This is a genomic window from Clavibacter tessellarius, assembly GCF_001618005.1.
GTDB classification, from domain to species: Bacteria; Actinomycetota; Actinomycetes; order Actinomycetales; family Microbacteriaceae; genus Clavibacter; species Clavibacter tessellarius_A.
Genome location: NZ_LQXA01000003.1, coordinates 30,876 through 50,936, shown reverse-complemented (window position 1 = coordinate 50,936; position 20,061 = coordinate 30,876). Strand labels below are relative to the sequence as shown.

Genomic DNA, 20,061 nt, shown 5'->3' with positions numbered 1-20,061 from the left:
CGGTCCGCCGCACCGCGTAGGGCGGGACCCGACCCGGGACCGGCCCGGAGCCCGCCCGGGATGGTCCGAGAGACCGACGCGCCGCCCCCGGCTCCTCCCTACTGTCGGAGCATGCAGACATCCCCCGAGTCCTCCGGTGTCGTCGCGCGCGCCGAGCGCCTGTGCAAGTCGTACGGGAGCGGGAGCACCGCGGTCACCGCCCTCGACGACGTGACCCTCGAGATCCGCCGCGGCGAGTTCACGGCGATCATGGGCCCGAGCGGATCCGGCAAGTCCACCCTGATGCACATCCTCGCCGGCCTCGACACCCCCACGTCCGGCCGCGTCTGGATCGGCGACACCGACGTCTCCGCCCTCGACGACACGGCCCTCACCCTGCTCCGGCGCCGCCGCGTCGGCTTCGTGTTCCAGTCCTTCAACCTCGTGCCCACGCTCGACGTCGAGGGCAACATCCTGCTCCCGTTCGAGCTCGACGGCCGCCGACCCGACGCCGACGAGCGCCGGTGGATCGACGGGCTGATCGGGTCGCTCGGCCTCGCGCCCCGCCTCCGCCACCGCCCGCACGAGCTGTCCGGCGGCCAGCAGCAGCGCGTCGCGATCGTGCGCGCGCTGGGCACGCGGCCCGACCTCGTGTTCGCCGACGAGCCGACGGGCAACCTCGACTCGCGGACCGGGCGCGAGGTCCTGACCCTGCTGGCCGCGGCCAGCTCCGAGCACGGCCAGAGCATCGCGATGGTGACGCACGATCCGGTCGCCGCGAGCTACGCCGACCGCGTCGTCTTCGTGGCCGACGGCCGCGTGGTGGAGGAGCGCGGCCGGTCGAGCGCGGCCGACATCAGTGGGTACATGCTGGGGATGGAGGGCGTCGCGTGAAGGTCTCCGCGCTGCGGGGGCACGGTCCGAGCGTGCTCGTCGCCACGCTGTCGTCGGCGTTCGGCACCACGCTGCTGCTCGTGGTCGGCGACCTCTCCACGATGATCTCGGCGAACGGCTACACGGGCGGCAAGGACATCGTCATCGCGATGCTCACCGCCGTGGGCGTCGTGTTCATCGCCATCGCCACCTTCGTCGGCGCGGTGGTCACGGCCAACGCCTTCGCCACGATCATCGCCGGGCGCACGCGCACCATCGCGCTCCTCCGACTGATCGGCGCGAGCGCGTCCAGCCAGCGGCGCGCCGTCGCCCGCGAGGGCCTGGCCGTGGGCGCGGTGGGCAGCGTCCTCGGCGTCGGAGTCGGCATCGCGGCCACCGCCGCGCTCCTGGCGGTCGCGACGTCGCTGCGTCTCGTCCCCGACCTGCCGTACGCGCTCGTCCAGCCCGCCGTCGCGCTGCCGGTGGTCGCCGTGCTGCTCACCACCTGGCTCGCGTCGTGGATCGGGTCCCGGCGCGTGCTGGACGTCTCGCCCATGCAGGCCGTCGGCGGCGCGCAGGAGATGCGGCACGAGGAGGCGCGGCGCCACCGGGGCCGGGACGCCGTGGCGGTCGTCCTCCTGGTGCTCGGGATCGGGCTGCTCGCGCTCGGCATCGTGAAGGGCCTCGAGGATCCGATCGGGATCCTGCCGTCCGCCGCGGGAGGCCTGCTCTCGTTCTCGGGCTTCGTGCTCGGCGCCCCGGTCGTCATGCCGACGGCCCTGCGCCTCGTCGGCCGGGTGCTCGGCCGAGGCCCCAGCGGTCGCCTCGCCGCCGAGAACGCCGTCCGCTACCCCGAGCGGAGCACGCGCACCACCACCGGGCTCGTCATCGGGGTCGCCCTCGTCACCATGTTCGCCGTCGCCTCCGCGAGCGTGGAGCACGCCATCGCCCGCCACTACGCGCACGATCCGGAGAGCATGCAGGCCGTCGCCCCGACGCTCGTCGCCATGGTCGTCGTCTTCTCCGTGCTCACGGGGTTCAGCGCCCTGATCGCGGCCATCGGCATGATGAGCACCCTCGCCCTCAGCGTGCTCCAGCGCACCCGCGAGCTGGGCCTGCTCCGCGCGCTCGGCTTCACCACGCGGCAGCTGCGGCGCATGATCACGGTCGAGAGCGCGCAGCTCACCGTGACGGCGGTGCTCGTGGGGCTCGCGCTCGGCACCGTCTACGGCTGGGCGGGCGCGCAGTCGCTGCTGGCCTCGCTGCCGAGCACGGGCGGGTTCATCGAGCCCGTGGTGCCGCTGTGGCTGATCGCCGCGGTGACGGTCGCCGCGACGCTGCTCACCGTCGTCGCCTCCCTCGGCGCCGCGCGCCGGGTGACGCGCATCTCCCCGGTCGCCGCGCTCGCGGTGGAGTGACGGGCCGTCAGCCCTCGGTGCGCGACACCGGCGTCGCGAGCGCTCGCCGGTACATCGCGGGATCATGCCGCGTCGTCCGCGACACGACGAGCGTCGCCGGGTCGATCCGCTCGGCGTGGTACCCGGCGTAGGGCAGCTGCACGATGCTCGCGAGCCCGGCCCGCCAGGCGTCGGCGAGGGCCTCGACGCAGATCCGCTCCGGGTGCTCGGCGAGCGGCAGCCGGTGGTCGTCGTGCAGGGTCGCGTGCCACGCCTCGAACGCGTCCCGGTCGATGCCCTCCCCGAGGGAGAGGCGCCCGGCGGCCTGCCCGTCGGGGGCGATCCCGCGGAGCAGGCGCATCCTCTCCTCCTGCGGAGCGTGCATCGCCTCACGGAGCGCCGCGAGACGAGGCCAGGCCCTGGCCCACTCGCTGCGCCAGCGCTCCACCGCCTCGGCGTCGCCCAGCCCGGCCGGACGCGCCGAGGCCCCGACATCGGGCACGCCGTCGAGCGCCGGCACGTCGTCGATCGCCAGCCGCCACGCCTCCCGCACGAACAGGAGGGACGTGAGCTCGCGGGGCTCGTCGATCCGGAGCACCATGTCGTGCGGCCACGGGTCGCCGGGGATGGGGCGGGTGCTGCGCATGCGGTGTCCTTCCGGTTCCGGGGGTTCGGCGTCGATGCGCCCACGGTGCCATGGCCGGCACCCCCGCGACGAGGCTCGGAGCCGCTGCGCAGGTCCCGCCGGAGCACGACGACGCCCGTCCCCTGCCGAGCGGGGACGGGCGTCGTGTGCGGCGATCCGCGGGTCAGCGATCCGCGGGTCAGCGATCCGCCCGGTGGGTCAGGACGCGGCGGCCGCGGCGAGGTACGTCGCGTGGAGATCGGCCTTCCACTGCGGGCCGAAGGCCGAGTGCGTGAAGTGCTGGTAGGCGAACGAGGTCATGCCGCGCTGCACGTCGCGCACCGGCGCGTCGTCCGTCGAGACCCACGGGGATCCGCTGATGCCGGCGCGGGACTCGATCTGCAGCCCCTCGATGGCGTCGTCCCGGTTCATCCACGGGTTCGGCTCGGCGCCGCTCTCCACGGAGACGGCCTTCGTGCCGTCGTGGCCGCCGTCGAGCGGGTAGCCGGTCGAGCGGAAGTCGTCGTCGTCCTTCGCCCCCGTGAAGGACACGCCGGATGCGCCGACGGTCGACGAGAGCGTGGCGCCGGCGGCGGCTCCCGCCGGTGCCTTCACCTGGAAGAACGCGGAGTCGAAGGCGACCTCGCGGCCGGTGACCCACCGGGCCGGAGCCGACACGGCCACCGCGCCCCAGACGCCGTGGGGCGCGGTGCCGTCGTACTGCGGCACGAACGCGAGCTGGGAGACGAACTGCCCGGCCAGCGCGGAGACGCACCGCCCCGCCGTGGCGACGAGGTCGCCGGACACGGATGCCACCACGTTGCCCGTGCAGCGCTGGTCGACGCCGCCGCTGCGGAAGAACACCACGCCGAGGTGGTCCTGCGGCGCGAATCCGGGGACGGGCTGGGACTCGTCGAAGCCCGGGATCCCGGTCGGCGCCGTCACCGCGGAGCCCGCGCGCGACGCGACCGCGCTGTCCGGGGCGGCACCGGGGCCGTCACCGTCGGCCGGGTCGGGATCGACGAAGGCGTTCGACTTCGCCGCCTGCATGCGCGCGGGGGTCCAGTAGGTCGACGTCGAGGCCGTCGAGCCGCGCGCGACCGACTGCTGGAGGACGCCGGACCCGACGGTGCCGGGGACGACGGTGGCGGCGGTCGCGGCGCCGCCGCCGGCGAGCATGCCGACGGCCAGCGCGGCGCAGGCCGCCGTGCCGAGGATGGTGGAGCGGGTGGCGAGTGCCATGGTTCCGTCCTGTTCTCGTGTGAGGGGTGCGCGTCGATCGACGCGCGGCATGACGCTGACACGGCCGCGCCCCCGGGCGGGGGCGCATCGCACAGGAGCAGGGCGCCCGGCGGGCCCGGTGCGGTCGCGTGCGGGCCGGCGGCGCACGCGACGACGCCCGCCCCCTCGTCGAGGGGACGGGCGTCGTGTCACGCGACCAGCGGATCACCGCCGCGGCTCAGTGGGCCGCGACGGAGACCTCCTCGGCGTCGCGCGTCGGGCCGGGCGTGGCCTCCGCGACGGGCGCGGATCCGGCGAGCGGCGGCAGGCCCGCGGCGACGGCCGCACCGAGCCAGGCGTCCACGTTCGTCCAGTACTGGATGACGCGGGCGCGCAGCTCGGGCCTCGTGACCTTGCTCACGTGACCGACGATGTTGCCGACGAGGCGCTCGCGCTGGGCGTCGTCCATCGACTCGTTGACGAGCATCCGGGCCTGGACGAAGTCGTCGTCCTCCGCGTGCAGCGTGGCGGCCGCGCGGACGAGCTCGCCGTCCTGCTCCCAGCCGGCGCTCTCGGCGGCGCGAGCCGGGTCGGCGTGCGCGCCGCCCAGCGAGTTGGGCGCGTAGACGGGCGTGCCGGCGTCCTGGAACGCGTAGCGGCCCTGGCCGTCCTTCGAGTAGCTGTGCACGGGCGACTTGGGCGCGTTCACGGGCAGCTGCGCGTGGTTCGTGCCCACGCGGTAGCGGTGCGCGTCGGCGTAGCTGAAGATGCGCGCGAGGAGCATCTTGTCGGGGCTGGTCTGGATCCCGGGCACGAAGTTCGAGGGCGCGAACGCGGCCTGCTCGATCTGCGCGAAGTAGTTCTCCGGGTTGCGGTTCAGGGTCATGGTGCCGACCTCGATGCGCGGGTAGTCCTTCTGCGACCAGACCTTCGTGAGGTCGAACGGGTTGAACCGGTACGACTTCGCCTCCTCGTAGGGCATGATCTGCACCTCGAGCTTCCACTCCGGGTAGTCGCCGCGGTCGATGGCCTCGGTGAGGTCGCGGATGTGGAAGTCGGCGTCCTCGCCGGCGATCTGGTCGGCCTGCTCCTGCTTCAGGATCTCGATGCCCTGCTGCGTCTTGAAGTGGTACTTCACCCAGAAGCGCTCGCCGGCCGCGTTGATCCACTGGTAGGTGTGGGAGCCGAAGCCGTCCATGTGGCGCCACGAGCTCGGCAGGCCGCGGTCGCCCATGAGCCAGGTGACCTGGTGGGCGGTCTCGGGCGAGAGCGTCCAGAAGTCCCACTGCATGTCGTGGTCGCGGAGGTGCGAGCCCGGCAGGCGCTTCTGCGAGCGGATGAAGTCGGGGAACTTGATCCCGTCGCGGATGAAGAAGACGGGCGTGTTGTTGCCGACGAGGTCGTAGTTGCCCTCGTCCGTGTAGAACTTCAGCGCGAAGCCGCGGGGGTCGCGCCACGTGTCGGGGCTGCCCTGCTCGCCGGCGACGGTGGAGAAGCGCGCGAGCATCTCGACCTCGGCGCCGGGCTGGAAGAGGGAGGCGCGGGTGTAGGCGCTGACGTCGCCCGTGGTGCGGAAGATGCCGAACGCGCCGCCGCCCTTGGCGTGCACGACGCGCTCCGGGATGCGCTCCCGGTTGAACTGCGCGAGCTTCTCGACGAGGTAGTGGTCGTGGAGGGGGATGGCGCCGTCGGGGCCGACGGACAGCGAGTGCTCGTCGCTGGCGACCGGGGCGCCGGAGTCGGTGGTCGTGTACTTCTGGTCGGTCATGGTGTTTCTCCTGTCAGCGGTGGAACGGGGCGGTGCTGGCTCGGGCAGTCGGCCGTGGGGCGGGCCGGTGGCGACCGCTAGGTCGCGACGGTGACACCGGGATCCGCGGATGCGGTCCGGCAGGCGGGGCACAGGCCCCAGTAGGTGACCTCGGCGCTCGCCACGAGGAACCCCGCCGAGTCGGACGGCGCGAGGCAGGGGGACTCCCCCACCGCGCAGTCCACGTCGACGATCTTCCGGCATGACGTGCACACGAGGTGATGGTGATTGTCGCCCGTACGACGCTCGTAGCGCGCGGACGATCCCGCGGGCTCGATGCGGCGCACGAGACCCGCGGCCGCGAGCGCGCCGAGCACGCCGTAGACCGCCTGGATGCTCGTGCTCGGGAGATCGCCCTTGACCGCGCGGAGCACCTCGTCGGCGTCCGAGTGGGGCTGCGCGTCGACCGCCGTGAGGACGGCGACGCGCGGCCGGGTCACCCGGAGACCCGCCTCCCGGAGCGCGGCGCGCAGGGCGTCGGCGTCGAGGGGCGGCGCGTGGTGGTGCGCGAGGTCGGTGGGCATCGCCGCAGTCAAGCACACTTCCCTTGAGCCATTCAAAAGAAGCGGGACGACGGCGCGTCGCCGTCCCGGGACGTGCCTAGGCTCGACGGGCGGCCCATCCGGCCGCGGGAGATCGGAGCACCGCATGAAGCACATCCACACCGGCACGGGCCTCGACGTCGGCCGCATCGGCCTCGGCTGCATGGGCATGAGCGCCTTCTACGACGGCCACGGGCAGGACGAGGCGGAATCGATCCGCACCCTCCACCGCGCCGTCGACCAGGGCGTCACGCTGTTCGACACGGCCGAGGCGTACGGGCCGTTCACGAACGAGCGCCTGGTCGGATCCGCGCTGGCCGGCCGCCGCGACGACATCGTCATCGCCACCAAGTTCGGCCTGCTGAAGCACGCGCCGGGCAAGGACGCCGAGGACTACGAGCGCGGCATGGACAGCTCGCCCACGAGCATCCGCATCGCCGTCGAGGCCTCGCTGCAGCGCCTCGGCACCGACCGCATCGACGTCCTGTACCAGCACCGCGTCGACCCGGCCGTGCCGATCGAGGAGACCGTCGGCGCGATGAAGGAGCTCGTCGACGAGGGCAAGGTCCTGCACCTGGGGCTCTCGGAGGCCGGGCCCGACACGATCCGGCGCGCGCATGCCGTGCACCCCATCGCCGTGCTGCAGAGCGAGTACTCCATCTGGACGCGCGACCCCGAGGGTCCGGTGCTCGAGGTGCTGCGCGAGCTCGGCATCGGCCTGGTGGCGTACTCGCCGCTCGGCCGCGGCTTCCTCACCGGCGCGATCTCGAGCGCCGCCGACCTGTCCGAGGCCGACTACCGCTCCTCCTCGCCGCGCTTCGCGGAGGAGGCCTTCGCGCAGAACATGCGCATCGTCGACGCCGTGAAGGACGTCGCGGGCGAGCTCGACGCGACGCCGGCCCAGGTGGCGCTCGCGTGGATCCTCGCGCAGGGCGACGACATCGCCGTGATCCCCGGCACCAAGCGCGTCAGCCGCCTCGACGAGAACGTGGCGGCCGACGCCGTGACGCTCTCCGCCGACCAGCTCGCGCGCCTCTCGTCGCTGCCCACCCCGGTCGGCGACCGCTACGCGGACATGGGTCCCGTCGGGCGCTGATCCGCTCGCATGCCCGCGGGCCCGGTCGCCCAGGCGGCCGGGCCCGCGTCGTGTCGCCGGCGGGAGACGCGGAGTCAGGCGTCGCGCTCGAGCCCCCGCCGCCGGTTCGCGAGCACGGGCAGCGTGCCGCGCGCGGCCTCGACCGCCGACGGATCCACGTCCACGACGAGCAGCTCCTCCTCGCCGCCGAGGCGGTGCAGCACCTCGCCGAGCGGGGAGACGACAGCGCTCCGGCCGATGCCCGTGGGCGCGCCGGACGCGGGGTCATGGCCGCGGGATCCGGCCGGCAGCGTCGCGGGATCGCCCTGGCCGACCGCGACCACGAAGGTCGTGGAGTCGAGCGCGCGAGCCCGGAGCAGCAGGTCCCACTGGTCGGCCTTGCCGGGGCCGGCGCCCCAGCTCGCGCACACGATGCTGACGGCGGCGCCGCGGTCGGCGCCCGCGAGGAAGAGGGCCGGGAAGCGCACGTCGTAGCAGGTGGCGAGGGACGCGCGGGTGCCGCCGACCTCGATCACCGCGACCGCATCGCCCGGGTCGACGGCGTCGGACTCGCGGAACCCGAAGGCGTCGAAGAGGTGGATCTTGTCGTACGAGGAGGCGCCCTCGGCCTGCGCTCCCGTGGGCCGCGCGACCAGGAGCGTGTTCCGCACCCGGCCGTCGGCGCCCGGCGTGAACATGCCCGCGACGATCACGACCCCGAGCCGGTCGGCGATCGCCCGCACCCCGGACGCCCACGGCCCGTCGAGCGGCTCCGCGACCTCCGGCAGCGGGTTGCCGAACGCGCGCTGCGCCGCCTCGGGGAACACCATGAGCTCGGCGCCCTGCCGGGCCGCATCCTCCGCGAACCGCTCGATCCGTGCGAGGTTGTCCGCGGGATCCGGCGAGCTGATGATCTGTGCGAGCGCGATCTTCATGGTCCTCCTGGTGATGTATACATAGCGTATGCGAGAACGCGCGGGCGATCCAGGCACCTCGGCGAGCGCCCTCTCCGGCCGCGCGCGGGCCTACGAGTTCCTGCACGCGCACGTCCTCACCGACCCGGACCAGCAGGGCGCGTTCCTCAACGAGCAGGAGCTGGCGGAGCGCATCGGCGTCTCGCGCACGCCCGTCCGCGAGGCCCTGCTGCTGCTCGCCGCCGACGACCTGGTGGAGATGATCCCGAAGCGCGGCGCCCGCATCCCCGTCATCACCGGCCGCGAGATCGCCGAGCTGATGGAGCTGCGCGGCGTGCTCGAGCGGCACGCCGCGACGAGCGCCGTCGAGCACGACCGCACCCCGCTCGACGCCATGCGCGAGGTGCTCGAGCAGCAGCGCGCCATGGTCCAGAGCCCGCCGCGCGAGAGCGGCCGGGAGTTCATCGAGCACGACCGGCGCTTCCACCAGCTGCTCGTCGACGCCGCGGGCAGCGAGCTGATGAGCCGCACCTACGCGAAGCTCCGCGCCCGGCAGATCCTCGTGGGCGTCGAGGCGCTCTACCGCGCGGTGGACCGGCAGGACCGGGTCTGCGAGGAGCACGCCGGCATCGTCGACGCGCTCGCGGCGGGCGACGCCGAGGCGGCCCGCGACGCGATCGACCGGCACCTCGCCGTCACGCTCGACGTGCTGCTGCGCGCCTGACGCGGCGGCCCGAACCGCACACGGCGACGCCCGGACCCCGACGGGATCCGGGCGTCGCCGCGTGCGGGGAGCGTCAGACGCGCGGCGCGGCCACGCCCTCGGCGCCGGTCCGCACGTACTCCTCGTCCTCGGCCACGTCGGAGTCGCGGCCCATCGCGAGGCCCACGAGCGTGAGCACGACCGCGGCGGTGAGGTACAGCGCGATGCCGACCCAGCTGCCGGTCTCCTCGTAGATGATCGTGAACATCAGCGGCGCGATGGCCCCGCCGATCACGCCGGCGATCGTGTACGCGAGCGAGGCGCCCGTGTAGCGGAGCCGGGGCGAGAACTGCTCGATGATGTACGCCGCCTGCGGCCCGTACATGAAGGAGTGGAAGAACAGGCCGAGGACGATGCCCACGCCGAGCACGAAGGTCGACGAGCCGTCCGTGATCGCGAAGAACACGTACGCCCACACGGCCGCTCCCACCGCCGCGGTCGCGTAGAGCGCCCGGCGGTTGATCCGGTCGCTCACGGCCCCCGCGAACGGGATCGTGAACAGCTGCACGGCGGATCCGACGAGCACCGCCACGAGCACCTGGCTGCGCTCGAAGCCGAGCGAGTTCACGCCGTAGGTGAGCGTGAAGACGGTGAAGAGCGCGTAGAGCACGTCGGGCCCGACGCGGCTGAGGATCGCGGCCACGAGCGGGCGGGCCTGCGTGCGGAAGATCTCCGAGATGGGCGCGCTCGGCCGGTCGCCGCGCTCCTGCAGCGCCTTGAACACAGGGGTGTCCTCGAGCTTCAGGCGGATCCAGAGGCCGAACGCCACGAGCAGCGCGGAGAGGAGGAAGGCCACGCGCCAGCCCCAGCCGAGGAAGTCCTCCTCGGTGAGCAGCACCGTGAGCAGAGCGAGCGCGCCGTTGGCGAGCAGGTTGCCGGCGGGCGGGCCGACCTGCGCGGCCGACGACCAGAAGCCGCGCCTCCGCGGATCCCCGAACTCGCTGGAGAGCAGCACCGCGCCGCCCCACTCGCCGCCGACGCCCACGCCCTGCGCGAAGCGGAGGAGCACGAGGATGATCGGCGCCGCGAGCCCGATGGTCGCGTACCCCGGGAGCACGCCGATGAGGAACGTCGCGATGCCGATGAGCAGCAGCGTGAGCACGAGGACGGGCTTCCGGCCGATCTTGTCGCCGAGCCGCCCGAACACGAACCCGCCGACGGGGCGCGACACGTAGCCGACCGCGTAGGTGGAGAACGCGAGGATCATCGCCGTGTACGGATCGGAGGCGGGGAAGAACACGATCGGGAACACGACGGCGCTGGCTGCCGAGTAGACGGCGAAGTCGTACCACTCGAGCGAGGTGCCGGTGAGGCTCGCGGTGAAGGCCTTCACGAGCTCGCGGCGCGACGGCCTCGGGGTGTCGTGGGGCGCGCCGGATGCGGGCGCGTAGGCGGCGGATGCGGTGGTCGCCGCAGCGGCGGTGGGGTCGTCGGCCATGGGTCTCCTCGGGTGCGGGACCGGGTGGGGAGCCGCCGCGGATCCGGCTGGCGGACCCCGCCGGGCGTCCGGTCGGTGTGCTGTATACAGTAGGCATACCGGACGCCGATGACCATGGCCGGGCGACCGGATCCGCATCTCTTCACACGCTCGAAACACCACCGGAGGACCGATGACCACCCTGCGCTTCCAGCTGCCCGACGGATCCACCACGAGCGTCGAGGTCGTGCGCCTCCTCAACGCCGGCTACGCGGGCCGCGACCAGGCCGAGGTGCAGGCGCACATCGCGGAGCTCGCCGAGCTCGGCGTCCCCGGCCCCGAGGTCACGCCCGCGCTCTACCCGGTGGCGCCCTACCTCGCGTCGCAGGCGGACGCCGTCCCCGCGCAGCACGGCCGCACCTCCGGCGAGGCCGAGTGGGCGCTCGTGATCACCCACGACGACGTGCTCCTCACGGTCGCGTGCGACCACACCGACCGCGCGCTCGAGGTGCACGGCGTCGCGTGGAGCAAGAACGCCGGACCCGACGTGCTCGGCCGGAAGGCGTGGCGCCTCGCCGACGTGCGCGACCGGCTCGACGCGATCCGCCTGCGCGGCTGGGTCGGCGAGGAGGGCGCCGAGGAGCTCATCCAAGACGCCACGCTCGCCGCGCTCCTCACGCCCGACCACTGGCTCGACGTGCTCGCCGAGCGCGGCCTCCGGGTGCCCGGCACGGTGCTCATCTCGGGCACGGTCGCGATGGTCCCGGGCGTCGACCAGTTCGCGTCGCGCTGGCGCGTGCAGCTCGAGGACCCCGCCACGGGCGAGACCATCGACGCCGCCTACCGCGTGGAGCTGCTGCCCGAGGCGATCGGCTGACGCTGCCCGCGACCGCCCCGTCGGACCAGCCCGGCGGGACGCGGCCGTCCGGTACGCTGAGCGCATCCACCCGCCTCCAGGAATCCGGAGTCCCATCGTGCCAACGATCGTCGTCGAAGTGATGCCCAAGGCCGAGCTGCTCGACCCCCAGGGGAAGGCCGTGGCCGGCGCCCTCGCCCGCCTCGGCAAGGACCGCTTCACCGGCGTCCGCATCGGCAAGCGCTTCGAGCTCACCGTCGAGGGCGAGGTGGACGACGCGCTGCTCGCCGACATCCAGTCGCTCGCCGCCGACATGCTCTCCAACTCCGTCATCGAGGACGTCATCAGCGTCCACGTCGCCGGGCTCGACGGGTTCGGCCTCACCGCCGAGGCGGACATGTCCACCGGCAACGTCACCGACGAGCACACGGTCGCCGACGGCGGCACGGCCGACACCGACGTCGCCGCGCACCCGCTCCCCCACGGCTCGGCCGCGGCGGAGCAGCGCTGATGCGCGTCGGGGTCATCACCTTCCCGGGATCCCTCGACGACCGCGACGCCCAGCGCGCCGTCCGCCTCGCGGGCGCCACGCCCGTCGCGCTCTGGCACGGCGACCACGACCTCCAGGGCGTCGACGCGGTCGTGCTCCCCGGCGGATTCAGCTACGGCGACTACATGCGCGCCGGCGCCATCGCGGCGTTCGCGCCGATCATGCGCGAGGTGGTGGACGCGGCCGAGCGCGGCGTCCCCGTCCTCGGCATCTGCAACGGCTTCCAGATGCTCACCGAGGCGCACCTGCTGCCCGGCGGGCTGATCCGCAACGAGGCCGGCAACTTCGTCTGCCGCGACCAGCGCCTCCGCGTCGAGGCCGCCGGCACCGCGTGGACGAACGCCTTCACCGAGGGCGAGGAGATCACCATCCCGCTCAAGAACGGCGAGGGCGGCTTCATCGCCGACGCCGACACGCTCGACCGCCTCGAGGGCGAGGGCCGCGTGGCCTTCCGCTACCTCGGCGGCAACCCGAACGGATCCCTGCGCGACATCGCCGGGATCACCAACGCCCGCGGCAACGTCGTCGGCCTCATGCCCCACCCCGAGCACGCCGTCGAGGAGGGCTTCGGACCGGACACCCCGGCCGCCATGCGCTCCGGTGTCGACGGCCTCCGTCTCTTCACGTCCGTCCTCGAAGGAGTCCTCGCGCAGTGAGCGTCCACCCCGATCCCGCCTCCGTCCCCACCGACCCCGCGGGAGAGGGACGCAGCGCCCGCCGCCACGTCGCCGACACCGTCGAGATGGCCGAGCGCACCCCCGAGAAGGAGCAGCCGTACGCGGCGCTCGGGCTCACCGAGGGCGAGTACCTGAGGATCCGCGAGATCCTCGGCCGCCGCCCCACGAGCGGCGAGCTCGCCATGTACTCGGTCATGTGGAGCGAGCACTGCTCCTACAAGTCCTCGAAGAAGTACCTGCGCCAGTTCGGGCAGAAGGTGTCCGAGTCCATGAAGAAGGACCTCATGGTCGGCATGGGCGAGAACGCCGGCGTCGTCGACGTGGGCGAGGGCTGGGCCGTCACCTTCAAGATCGAGAGCCACAACCACCCCTCCTACATCGAGCCGTTCCAGGGCGCGGCCACCGGCGTCGGCGGCATCGTCCGCGACATCATCTCGATGGGCGCCCGCCCGGTCGCCGTGATGGACGCGCTCCGCTTCGGCGACATCGACGACCCGGACACCGCGCGCGTCGTGCACGGCGTGGTCTCCGGCATCAGCTTCTACGGCAACTGCCTCGGCCTCCCGAACATCGGCGGCGAGACCTACTTCGACCGCGTGTACCAGGGCAACCCGCTCGTCAACGCGCTCGCGGTGGGCGTGCTCCGCCACGAGGACCTCCACCTCGCCAACGCGCGCGGCGTGGGCAACAAGGTCGTGCTGTTCGGCGCCCGCACGGGCGGCGACGGCATCGGCGGCGCATCCATCCTCGCGAGCGACACCTTCGCCGACGGCGGCCCGACCAAGCGCCCCGCGGTGCAGGTGGGCGATCCGTTCGCGGAGAAGGTGCTCATCGAGTGCTGCCTCGAGCTGTTCCGGGAGGATCTCGTCGAGGGCATCCAGGACCTCGGCGCCGCGGGCATCTCCTGCGCCACGAGCGAGCTCGCCTCGAACGGCGACGGCGGCATGCACATCCGGCTCGAGGAGGTGCTGCTGCGCGACCCGTCGCTCACCGCCGAGGAGATCCTCATGTCGGAGAGCCAGGAGCGCATGATGGCGGTCGTGAAGCCGGAGAAGCTCGACGGCTTCCTCGCGGTCGTCGCGAAGTGGGACGTCGAGACGAGCGTGCTCGGCGAGGTCACCGACACCGGCCGCCTCGTCATCGACCACCACGGCGAGCGCATCGTCGACGTCGAGCCGCGCACGGTCGCGGTCGACGGCCCGGTGTACGACCGGCCCGTCTCCTACCCCACGTGGATCGACGCCCTCCAGGCCGACTCCGCGTCGCGTCTCGCGCGCCCCACCGCGCCCGACGACATCCGCGACCAGTTCCTCCAGCTGCTCGGCAGCCCGAACCTGGCCGACGCGTCGTGGATCACCGACCAGTACGACCGCTACGTCATGGGCAACACGGCCCTGTCGTTCCCCGACGACGCGGGCATGGTCCGCGTCGACGAGCAGAGCGGCCTCGGCTTCTCGGTCGCGACCGACGCGAACGGGCGCTTCTGCCAGCTCGACCCGTACCGCGGCGCGCAGCTCGCCCTCGCGGAGGCGTACCGCAACGTCGCCGCATCCGGCGCCACGCCCGTCGCCGTGAGCGATTGCCTCAACTTCGGCAGCCCCGAGGACCCCGAGGTCATGTGGCAGTTCAGCCGCACGGTCGAGGGCCTCGCGGACGGCTGCCTCGAGCTCGAGATCCCCGTCACGGGCGGCAACGTCTCCCTCTACAACCAGACGGGCACGCAGGCCATCCACCCCACGCCCGTCGTGGGCGTGCTCGGCGTGATCGACGACGTCGCGCGCCGCATCCCGTCCGGCTGGCAGGACGAGGGCGACAACATCTACCTCCTCGGCGTCACGCGCGAGGAGCTCGACGGATCCGCGTGGGCCGGCACCGTGCACGACCACCTCGGCGGCGTCCCGCCCGTGGTCGACCTCACCGCGGAGAAGGAGCTCGCCTCCCTCATCGCCGCCGGCGCCACGCAGTCGCTCGTCGCGAGCGCGCACGACCTCTCGGACGGCGGCCTCGGCCAGGCGCTCGCGGAGTCCGTGATGCGCTTCGGCGTCGGCGCGCGCGTCTGGCTCGACGGCATCGTCCAGCGCGACGGCGTCGACCAGGCCACCGCCCTCTTCTCCGAGTCCACCGGCCGGATGCTCGTCACGGTCCCCCGCGAGGACGACGTCAAGTTCCAGGGCCTCTGCGAGGGGCGCGGCTACCCCGTGCTCCGCATCGGGGTGACGGACGCGCAGGCGCCCGGCCTCGAGCTGCAGGGCCTGTTCACCCTGTCGGTCGAGGAGCTGCGCGGGATCCACCGCGCCGCGCTGCCCGCCCGCTTCGGCACCGCCGTGGAGGCCTGAGCATGACCGATCCCGCATCGACCCCCGTCTGGTCGCCGTCCCTCGCCGAGCTCACCGAGCGCGTGCCCCTGCCCGCGGGCGCGGACATCCAGATGGGCCCGGTGCTGTACGAGCACGAGGGCACCGAGCTCGAGGGCCTGCTCGCCCGCGACGCGTCGCAGGGTGGCCGCCGCCCGGCCGTGCTCGTGATCCACGACTGGTTCGGGGTCGGCGGGCACGTGGCCGCGCGCATCCAGATGCTCGCGCGCCTCGGCTACGTCGCGTTCGCCGCCGACGTGTACGGCCGCAACGTGCGCCCCGGTCCCGCGGAGGCGGCGGATGTGGCCGGCGCCTACTACGCCGACCTGCCGCTCATGCGCGCCCGCGTGCAGGCCGGCATCGACCGGCTCGCCGCCGAGCCCGACGTCGACCCGTCGCGCATCGCCGTCATGGGCTACTGCTTCGGCGGCAGCGCCTCCCTCGAGGTCGCCCGCGCGGGCGCCGAGATCAAGGCCGCCATCTCGCTGCACGGCAGCCTCGTGGTGCACGAGCCGGCCGACGTCGCGGACGTGAAGGCCGCGATCCTCGTCCTCACCGGCGCGGACGACCCGATGGTCCCGGACGAGAAGCTGGCCGCGTTCCAGGACGAGATGCGCACGCGTCCCGCGATCGACTGGCAGGTCGTCACCTACAGCGGCGCGATGCACGCGTTCTCCGTGCCCGGCGTCGACTCGCCCGAGCACGGCGCGCAGTACCAGGACCGCGCCGAGCGCCGCTCCTGGCGCGCGCTCACGGACTTCCTCGCGGAGCACGTGGGCTGACCCGCTCCCCGCACCGATCCGCGCGCCGCCGGAACTCGCCGGCGGCGCGCGCGTCTGTCCGGGGGCCTGGCATCGCCTGGCGGATCCCTCCGCGACGGGCCGACACGCCGCCCCCGGGTTGCCATCCCCGCACCCCTCGCGTAGACCTGTCCGTGCAGTTCACGCATCCGCCATGCGCCGTTGGTGCCCCGCAGGGGCACGCACGCGCAGGCTGATCATGCGAGACACGTGCGACCCGAGGAGATCTCCATGATGGCGAGCGGCGGATCCAGCCGACGCGACCTGTTCGACGGCGCCGGATCCTCGGATCCGGGCATCGGACGCCCCACCCGCGGTTCCGGCACGGCGCTCCTCGAGCGGCCGCGCGCGGACGAGACGACCACCACGACCGACGGCCCGGACGGCACCGCGGAGGCCGACCCCCCTCCGTCTCGCCCGGCGGCAGCGGCTCCCGTCGCTCCCGCCCCGCCCCAGCAGGCGACCATCGGCTCGGCCGAGGGCGACCTCGTGCACGTCATGACCTGCAACATCCGCCTGGCCCGCCCCTCCACCGAGCCCGGCGACCCCGACCACTGGGCCGACCGCGAGCCCGTGCTCGCCCGCTTCCTCCAGCTCGAGCAGCCCACCGTGCTCGGCGTGCAGGAGGCCCTCTCGGCCCAGCTGCCCGCCATCGCGCGCGCGCTCCCCCACCACCGCATGCTCGGCTACGGCCGTGACGGCGGGTCCGGCGGCGAGTACAGCGCGATCTTCTACGACGAGCGCCGCCTCGACGTCGTCGCGTGGGACCAGTTCTGGCTGTCCGACCTGCCCGAGCTCATCGGCTCGCGCTCGTGGGGCTGCAGCACCACCCGCATCGCGACGTGGGCGCGCTTCCGCGACCGCCGCAGCGGCGCCGAGTTCGTGCACCTCAACACGCACCTCGACCACGAGTCGGAGCTCGCCCGCGTGAAGAGCGCCGACCTCATCACCGAGCGCCTGCAGGAGGTCGCCTCGGGCGCCCCGGTCGTCGTCACGGGCGACTTCAACGCGCCGGCCGAGGAGTCGGCGGCGTACGACATCCTCACGCGCGACGCCGGCCTCGCCGACACCTGGACCACGGCCGCGCACCACGCGACGCCCGGCATCGGCACCTTCACCGCGTACGGCGACCCGGTGCCCGAGGGCGAGCGCATCGACTGGATCCTCGCGGGTCGCGGCGTCGAGGTGGTCGACTCGGCCATCAACCCGTACACGTGGCAGGGTCGCTCCCCCTCGGACCACGCCGCCGTGCAGGCGCTGGTCCGCCTCGCGCGCACCGCCTGACCCGCACGGCCCGGGTCCGCAGGCGGACGGCCAGGGCCACTACGGCTACAGTTGCGGGTACACCGAGGGCGAGGAAGGTCGGAAGACCGAGGCGCCCATCGAGAAGATCAAGGCACATCTCCCCTCCATGTCGGAACTCCCCCCCACGAGCCGCAGGGCCGCACGCGCAGCCCTCGGCGCCGCATCCACCGCGGGCGTCGACGACGGCCCGTTCCGCGTGCTGTTCGTCTGCTCCGGCAACATCTGCCGCTCGCCCCTCGCAGAGCAGGTGCTCCGAGCGAGGGTCCGCGCGATCTTCGGCGGCGACGCCTCCGAAGCCGACTCGGTCGTGCGCTTCTCCAGCGCCGGCACGATCGCGGCCGACGGGCAGCGCATGCCGGAGCAGGCGGCCGAGCTGTCCGTCCGCTACGGCGGCGACCCGAGCGAGCACCAGGCCCGGTTCCTCACGCCCGACATCATCCGGGGCACGGACCTCGTGCTCACGATGGCCCGCGAGCACCGCAGCGCCGTCGTGCGCCAGGTGCCGCGTGCCAACCGCTCCACCTTCACCCTCCGCGAGTTCGCGGCGCTCTCCGCGCACCTCGTCGAGGTGAGCGGGGAGGAGAAGCACATCACGTGCGACGGCGACGTCCCGGCGCAGCTGCGCGCGCTCATCCCGCTCATCGCGGCGCAGCGGGGCGTCACCCTGCCGCCCGCGCAGGAGGACGACTACGACGTGGTCGACCCGTACCGCCGCTCGCAGAGCACGTACGACGCCTCCGGGGAGCAGGCCGGACGTGCCATCGATTCAGTGCTCGAGTCGGTGCGGGCCGTGACCCGCACGGGCGCGTCCCGCCTCCGGGGCTGACCCGAGCGCCGTCGAGCCCTCTCGCATCGCGCGCACGCCGGCGGCGTCCGACCGCTGCTTCGACGACGACCCCGCGGTCGTCATCGCGCTCGGGTGCTCATCCGTTCGCCGCGCCGCGGCCCGGCGATCAGGCGGGCGGGGTTGAATGGTGGGCATGACCCCCGCGATCGGCCCGACGACCGGCGACGACATCCACCTGATCTCGCTCAACGTGCGCATGCCGTGGCACGGCACCCGCCCCGGCGAGGCCGACCACTGGCCCGAGCGCCAGGAGCCGCTGACCCGGTTCCTCCAGCAGGAGCGGCCCACGGTGCTCGGGGTGCAGGAGGCGGTGTGGCCGCAGATCCAGGTCATCGACAAGGCGCTGCCGCCGTCGTACCGCATGATCGGGCAGGGCCGCGAGGGCGGCAGCCACGGCGAGCACGGCGCGATCTTCTACCAGGCCTCCCGCCTCACCCTCCTCGAGCATGACGTGATGTGGCTCTCGGACACCCCGGACGTGATCGGCAGCATGACGTGGGGCAACCCCATGCCGCGGATCCTCACCTGGGCCCGCTTCCAGGACGAGGCCACCGGCCTCCCGCTCGTGGTGCTCGACACGCACCTCGACCACGACGTCGCCGAGGCCCGCGACCGCGCGGCCGAGGCCATCGCGGAGCTCGTCCGCACGCGCTTCGCCGGACTGCCGCTCGTGCTCATGGGCGACTTCAACGCGCCCGTCGACTCCACGCCCTACGACGCGCTCACGCGCCGCGGCGGCCTCCGTGACTCCTGGCTCGACACCGCGCGGCAGGCCACGCCCGCCTTCGGCACGTTCCCCGACTACCGGCCGCCGGTGGTGGGGGCGCCGCGCATCGACTGGATCCTCGTCAGCGACCGCGTCGACGTGCGCGCCGCCGCCGTCAACGACTTCGCCTGGCAGGGCCGCATGATGAGCGACCACCTGCCCGTGCAGGCGCTCGTGCGCCTGCGCTGACGTCGCGCGTCACGCCTCGCGCGTCACGCGTTGGGCGCGGCCTCCCCGGCCTCGTAGCCTGGGTGGATGACCACCGCACCGAAGGTATTCGCCATCCACGAGAACCCCGAGTGGTTCGGGCCGTTCGCCGCCGCCCTCGACGCGCGCGGCGTGCCCTACGAGGAGTGGCTCCTCACCGACGGCGTGCTGGAGATCGACGAGGCGCCGCCCGAGGGGATCTTCTGGTCGAGGATCAGCGCCTCCGCCCACACGCGCGACCACGCGCTGTCCAAGGACTACACGCGCTCGCTCATGAGCTGGCTGGAGTCGCACGGCCGCCGCACGGTCAACGGCCGCCGCACGATCGAGCTCGAGGTGAGCAAGGTCGACCAGCTCACGGCCCTCCGCGCCGCCGGGATCGAGGTGCCGCGGACGCGCGCCGTGATCGGCAGCCACCGGATCGTCGAGGCGGCGCGCGGCCTGCCGACGCCGTTCATCACCAAGCACAACCAGGGCGGCAAGGGCCTCGGCGTCCGGAGGTTCGACAGCGTCGAGGAGCTGGCCGCCTACGTGGACGGGCCGGACTTCGAGGAGCCGCAGGACGGGATCACGCTGCTGCAGGAGTTCCTGGAGGCGGCGACCCCGCGGGTGACGCGCGTGGAGATCGTGGGCGGGCGCTTCGTCTACGCGATCCAGGCCGACACGGCGCGCGGCGGGTACCAGCTGTGCCCGGCGGACGCGTGCGCGATCGACCCGGCGACGGGCGCGCTGGTGATGCCGCCCGGCGCGACCATCGCGCAGCAGCCGGGCGACACGATCTTCTCGCTGCGGGAGGACATCACCGCGGAGCATCCGCTCGTGCAGCGCTACGTCGCATTCCTCGCGGGGCTGGGGATCGAGGTGGCCGGGATCGAGTTCATCGAGACCGCCGACGGCCGGCTCGTGACCTACGACGTGAACACGAACACCAACTACAACGCGGGCGTCGAGGCGGTCGCTCCCGCCTCGGGCCCGGGCGCGGTAGCTGCGTTGCTGGAGCGCGTGCTGCGGGAGGAGTACCCGGAGGGCTGAGGCCTCGCGGCCGTACCCGCGGATCCCATCCGGCGCTTGACGAGGTGACGCGGC

The 20,061-nt window shown here is 73.4% G+C and carries 18 protein-coding genes and 1 pseudogene; 13 read left to right on the top strand and 6 right to left on the bottom strand.

Features of this window, described 5'->3' with window-relative positions:
* The first annotated feature begins 111 nt into the window (after positions 1 to 111).
* Entirely contained in the window at positions 112 to 873 is a 762-nt protein-coding gene (locus AWH51_RS00390; protein WP_063070165.1) for an ABC transporter ATP-binding protein, read from the top strand.
* Positions 870 to 2,270, top strand: coding sequence for an ABC transporter permease (locus AWH51_RS00385; protein WP_063070164.1), 1,401 nt, complete (start codon positions 870 to 872; stop codon positions 2,268 to 2,270). Before AWH51_RS00390 ends, AWH51_RS00385 begins: the two co-directional genes overlap by 4 nt.
* Before the next feature lie 7 nt (positions 2,271 to 2,277).
* Here the strand turns inward: AWH51_RS00385 and AWH51_RS00380 are convergent, their stop codons facing one another.
* The 4 genes from AWH51_RS00380 to AWH51_RS00365 all read right to left on the bottom strand — a co-directional run bounded on the left by AWH51_RS00380 (position 2,278) and on the right by AWH51_RS00365 (position 6,426).
* Positions 2,278 to 2,895: a hypothetical protein gene (locus AWH51_RS00380; protein WP_063070163.1), complete on the bottom strand. Its 618-nt coding sequence runs from the start codon at positions 2,893 to 2,895 to the stop codon at positions 2,278 to 2,280.
* A gap of 198 nt (positions 2,896 to 3,093) precedes the next feature.
* Complete coding sequence (locus AWH51_RS00375) at positions 3,094 to 4,116, bottom strand: hypothetical protein (RefSeq protein WP_217491893.1); 1,023 nt, start codon at positions 4,114 to 4,116, stop codon at positions 3,094 to 3,096.
* Between the two features lie 217 nt (positions 4,117 to 4,333).
* The gene (locus tag AWH51_RS00370; RefSeq protein WP_063070162.1) at positions 4,334 to 5,863 is read right to left on the bottom strand and encodes a catalase; all 1,530 of its coding nucleotides are present in this window, start codon (positions 5,861 to 5,863) and stop codon (positions 4,334 to 4,336) included.
* A 77-nt stretch (positions 5,864 to 5,940) separates the two neighbouring features.
* Positions 5,941 to 6,426 carry a Fur family transcriptional regulator gene (locus AWH51_RS00365; protein ID WP_063070161.1) on the bottom strand — a complete coding sequence of 162 codons (486 nt, stop codon included), beginning with the start codon at positions 6,424 to 6,426 and terminating at the stop codon, positions 5,941 to 5,943.
* Positions 6,427 to 6,550: 124 nt separating this feature from the next.
* Between AWH51_RS00365 and AWH51_RS00360 the strand changes: the two genes are divergently transcribed.
* A complete protein-coding gene (locus tag AWH51_RS00360; RefSeq protein WP_063070160.1) occupies positions 6,551 to 7,540 on the top strand; it encodes an aldo/keto reductase in 990 nt (329 codons plus the stop codon).
* Between the two features lie 74 nt (positions 7,541 to 7,614).
* Here the strand turns inward: AWH51_RS00360 and AWH51_RS00355 are convergent, their stop codons facing one another.
* Positions 7,615 to 8,454: a carbon-nitrogen hydrolase family protein gene (locus AWH51_RS00355; protein ID WP_063070159.1), complete on the bottom strand. Its 840-nt coding sequence runs from the start codon at positions 8,452 to 8,454 to the stop codon at positions 7,615 to 7,617.
* Positions 8,455 to 8,482: 28 nt separating this feature from the next.
* Between AWH51_RS00355 and AWH51_RS00350 the strand changes: the two genes are divergently transcribed.
* Positions 8,483 to 9,157 carry a GntR family transcriptional regulator gene (locus AWH51_RS00350; protein WP_063070158.1) on the top strand — a complete coding sequence of 225 codons (675 nt, stop codon included), beginning with the start codon at positions 8,483 to 8,485 and terminating at the stop codon, positions 9,155 to 9,157.
* 73 nt (positions 9,158 to 9,230) lie between these two features.
* Here AWH51_RS00350 and AWH51_RS00345 read toward each other — a convergent pair whose 3' ends face one another.
* The gene (locus AWH51_RS00345; RefSeq protein ID WP_063070157.1) at positions 9,231 to 10,634 is read right to left on the bottom strand and encodes an MFS transporter; all 1,404 of its coding nucleotides are present in this window, start codon (positions 10,632 to 10,634) and stop codon (positions 9,231 to 9,233) included.
* 172 nt (positions 10,635 to 10,806) lie between these two features.
* On the opposite strand from AWH51_RS00345, the gene AWH51_RS00340 reads away from it, so the two are divergent.
* From AWH51_RS00340 to AWH51_RS00300, 9 genes and pseudogenes are all read left to right on the top strand, one after another.
* Positions 10,807 to 11,490, top strand: a complete 684-nt coding sequence (locus AWH51_RS00340) for a DUF2848 domain-containing protein (RefSeq protein WP_063070156.1) — start codon at positions 10,807 to 10,809, stop codon at positions 11,488 to 11,490.
* Positions 11,491 to 11,587: 97 nt separating this feature from the next.
* Positions 11,588 to 11,827, top strand: a pseudogene (gene purS / locus AWH51_RS16595) (phosphoribosylformylglycinamidine synthase subunit PurS); the annotation flags it as partial.
* Between the two features lie 152 nt (positions 11,828 to 11,979).
* Positions 11,980 to 12,675, top strand: coding sequence for a phosphoribosylformylglycinamidine synthase subunit PurQ (gene purQ / locus AWH51_RS00330; RefSeq protein WP_063070154.1), 696 nt, complete (start codon positions 11,980 to 11,982; stop codon positions 12,673 to 12,675).
* The gene (gene purL / locus AWH51_RS00325; RefSeq protein WP_063070153.1) at positions 12,672 to 15,032 is read left to right on the top strand and encodes a phosphoribosylformylglycinamidine synthase subunit PurL; all 2,361 of its coding nucleotides are present in this window, start codon (positions 12,672 to 12,674) and stop codon (positions 15,030 to 15,032) included. The genes purQ and purL overlap by 4 nt, the downstream gene beginning before the upstream one ends.
* 2 nt (positions 15,033 to 15,034) lie before the next feature.
* A complete protein-coding gene (locus AWH51_RS00320) occupies positions 15,035 to 15,832 on the top strand; it encodes a dienelactone hydrolase family protein (RefSeq protein ID WP_063070152.1) in 798 nt (265 codons plus the stop codon).
* 249 nt (positions 15,833 to 16,081) lie between these two features.
* Entirely contained in the window at positions 16,082 to 17,134 is a 1,053-nt protein-coding gene (locus AWH51_RS00315; RefSeq protein ID WP_063070151.1) for an endonuclease/exonuclease/phosphatase family protein, read from the top strand.
* A 127-nt stretch (positions 17,135 to 17,261) separates the two neighbouring features.
* The gene (locus AWH51_RS00310; RefSeq protein WP_063070150.1) at positions 17,262 to 17,981 is read left to right on the top strand and encodes a protein tyrosine phosphatase; all 720 of its coding nucleotides are present in this window, start codon (positions 17,262 to 17,264) and stop codon (positions 17,979 to 17,981) included.
* A 154-nt stretch (positions 17,982 to 18,135) separates the two neighbouring features.
* Positions 18,136 to 18,957 (top strand): endonuclease/exonuclease/phosphatase family protein, encoded by an 822-nt coding sequence (locus AWH51_RS00305; protein WP_254654410.1) that lies wholly within the window; start codon positions 18,136 to 18,138, stop codon positions 18,955 to 18,957.
* A 66-nt stretch (positions 18,958 to 19,023) separates the two neighbouring features.
* Positions 19,024 to 20,007 (top strand): ATP-grasp domain-containing protein, encoded by a 984-nt coding sequence (locus AWH51_RS00300; RefSeq protein ID WP_063070148.1) that lies wholly within the window; start codon positions 19,024 to 19,026, stop codon positions 20,005 to 20,007.
* Positions 20,008 to 20,061 lie beyond the last annotated feature (54 nt).

Excerpts from the sequence above, each read along its gene's own strand:
- AWH51_RS00360 (WP_063070160.1), top strand. The coding sequence starts at position 6,551 with ATGAAGCACATCCACACCGGCACGGGCCTCGACGTCGGCCGCATCGGC.
- AWH51_RS00305 (WP_254654410.1), top strand. The coding sequence starts at position 18,136 with ATGACCCCCGCGATCGGCCCGACGACCGGCGACGACATCCACCTGATC.
- AWH51_RS00340 (WP_063070156.1), top strand. The coding sequence starts at position 10,807 with ATGACCACCCTGCGCTTCCAGCTGCCCGACGGATCCACCACGAGCGTC.
- AWH51_RS00380 (WP_063070163.1), bottom strand. The coding sequence starts at position 2,895 with ATGCGCAGCACCCGCCCCATCCCCGGCGACCCGTGGCCGCACGACATG.
- AWH51_RS00320 (WP_063070152.1), top strand. The coding sequence starts at position 15,035 with ATGACCGATCCCGCATCGACCCCCGTCTGGTCGCCGTCCCTCGCCGAG.
- AWH51_RS00365 (WP_063070161.1), bottom strand. The coding sequence starts at position 6,426 with ATGCCCACCGACCTCGCGCACCACCACGCGCCGCCCCTCGACGCCGAC.
- AWH51_RS00315 (WP_063070151.1), top strand. The coding sequence starts at position 16,082 with ATGATGGCGAGCGGCGGATCCAGCCGACGCGACCTGTTCGACGGCGCC.
- AWH51_RS00375 (WP_217491893.1), bottom strand. The coding sequence starts at position 4,116 with ATGGCACTCGCCACCCGCTCCACCATCCTCGGCACGGCGGCCTGCGCC.
- AWH51_RS00355 (WP_063070159.1), bottom strand. The coding sequence starts at position 8,454 with ATGAAGATCGCGCTCGCACAGATCATCAGCTCGCCGGATCCCGCGGAC.
- AWH51_RS00345 (WP_063070157.1), bottom strand. The coding sequence starts at position 10,634 with ATGGCCGACGACCCCACCGCCGCTGCGGCGACCACCGCATCCGCCGCC.
- AWH51_RS00310 (WP_063070150.1), top strand. The coding sequence starts at position 17,262 with ATGTCGGAACTCCCCCCCACGAGCCGCAGGGCCGCACGCGCAGCCCTC.
- AWH51_RS00300 (WP_063070148.1), top strand. The coding sequence starts at position 19,024 with ATGACCACCGCACCGAAGGTATTCGCCATCCACGAGAACCCCGAGTGG.
- purQ (WP_063070154.1), top strand. The coding sequence starts at position 11,980 with ATGCGCGTCGGGGTCATCACCTTCCCGGGATCCCTCGACGACCGCGAC.
- AWH51_RS00390 (WP_063070165.1), top strand. The coding sequence starts at position 112 with ATGCAGACATCCCCCGAGTCCTCCGGTGTCGTCGCGCGCGCCGAGCGC.
- AWH51_RS00370 (WP_063070162.1), bottom strand. The coding sequence starts at position 5,863 with ATGACCGACCAGAAGTACACGACCACCGACTCCGGCGCCCCGGTCGCC.
- AWH51_RS00350 (WP_063070158.1), top strand. The coding sequence starts at position 8,483 with ATGCGAGAACGCGCGGGCGATCCAGGCACCTCGGCGAGCGCCCTCTCC.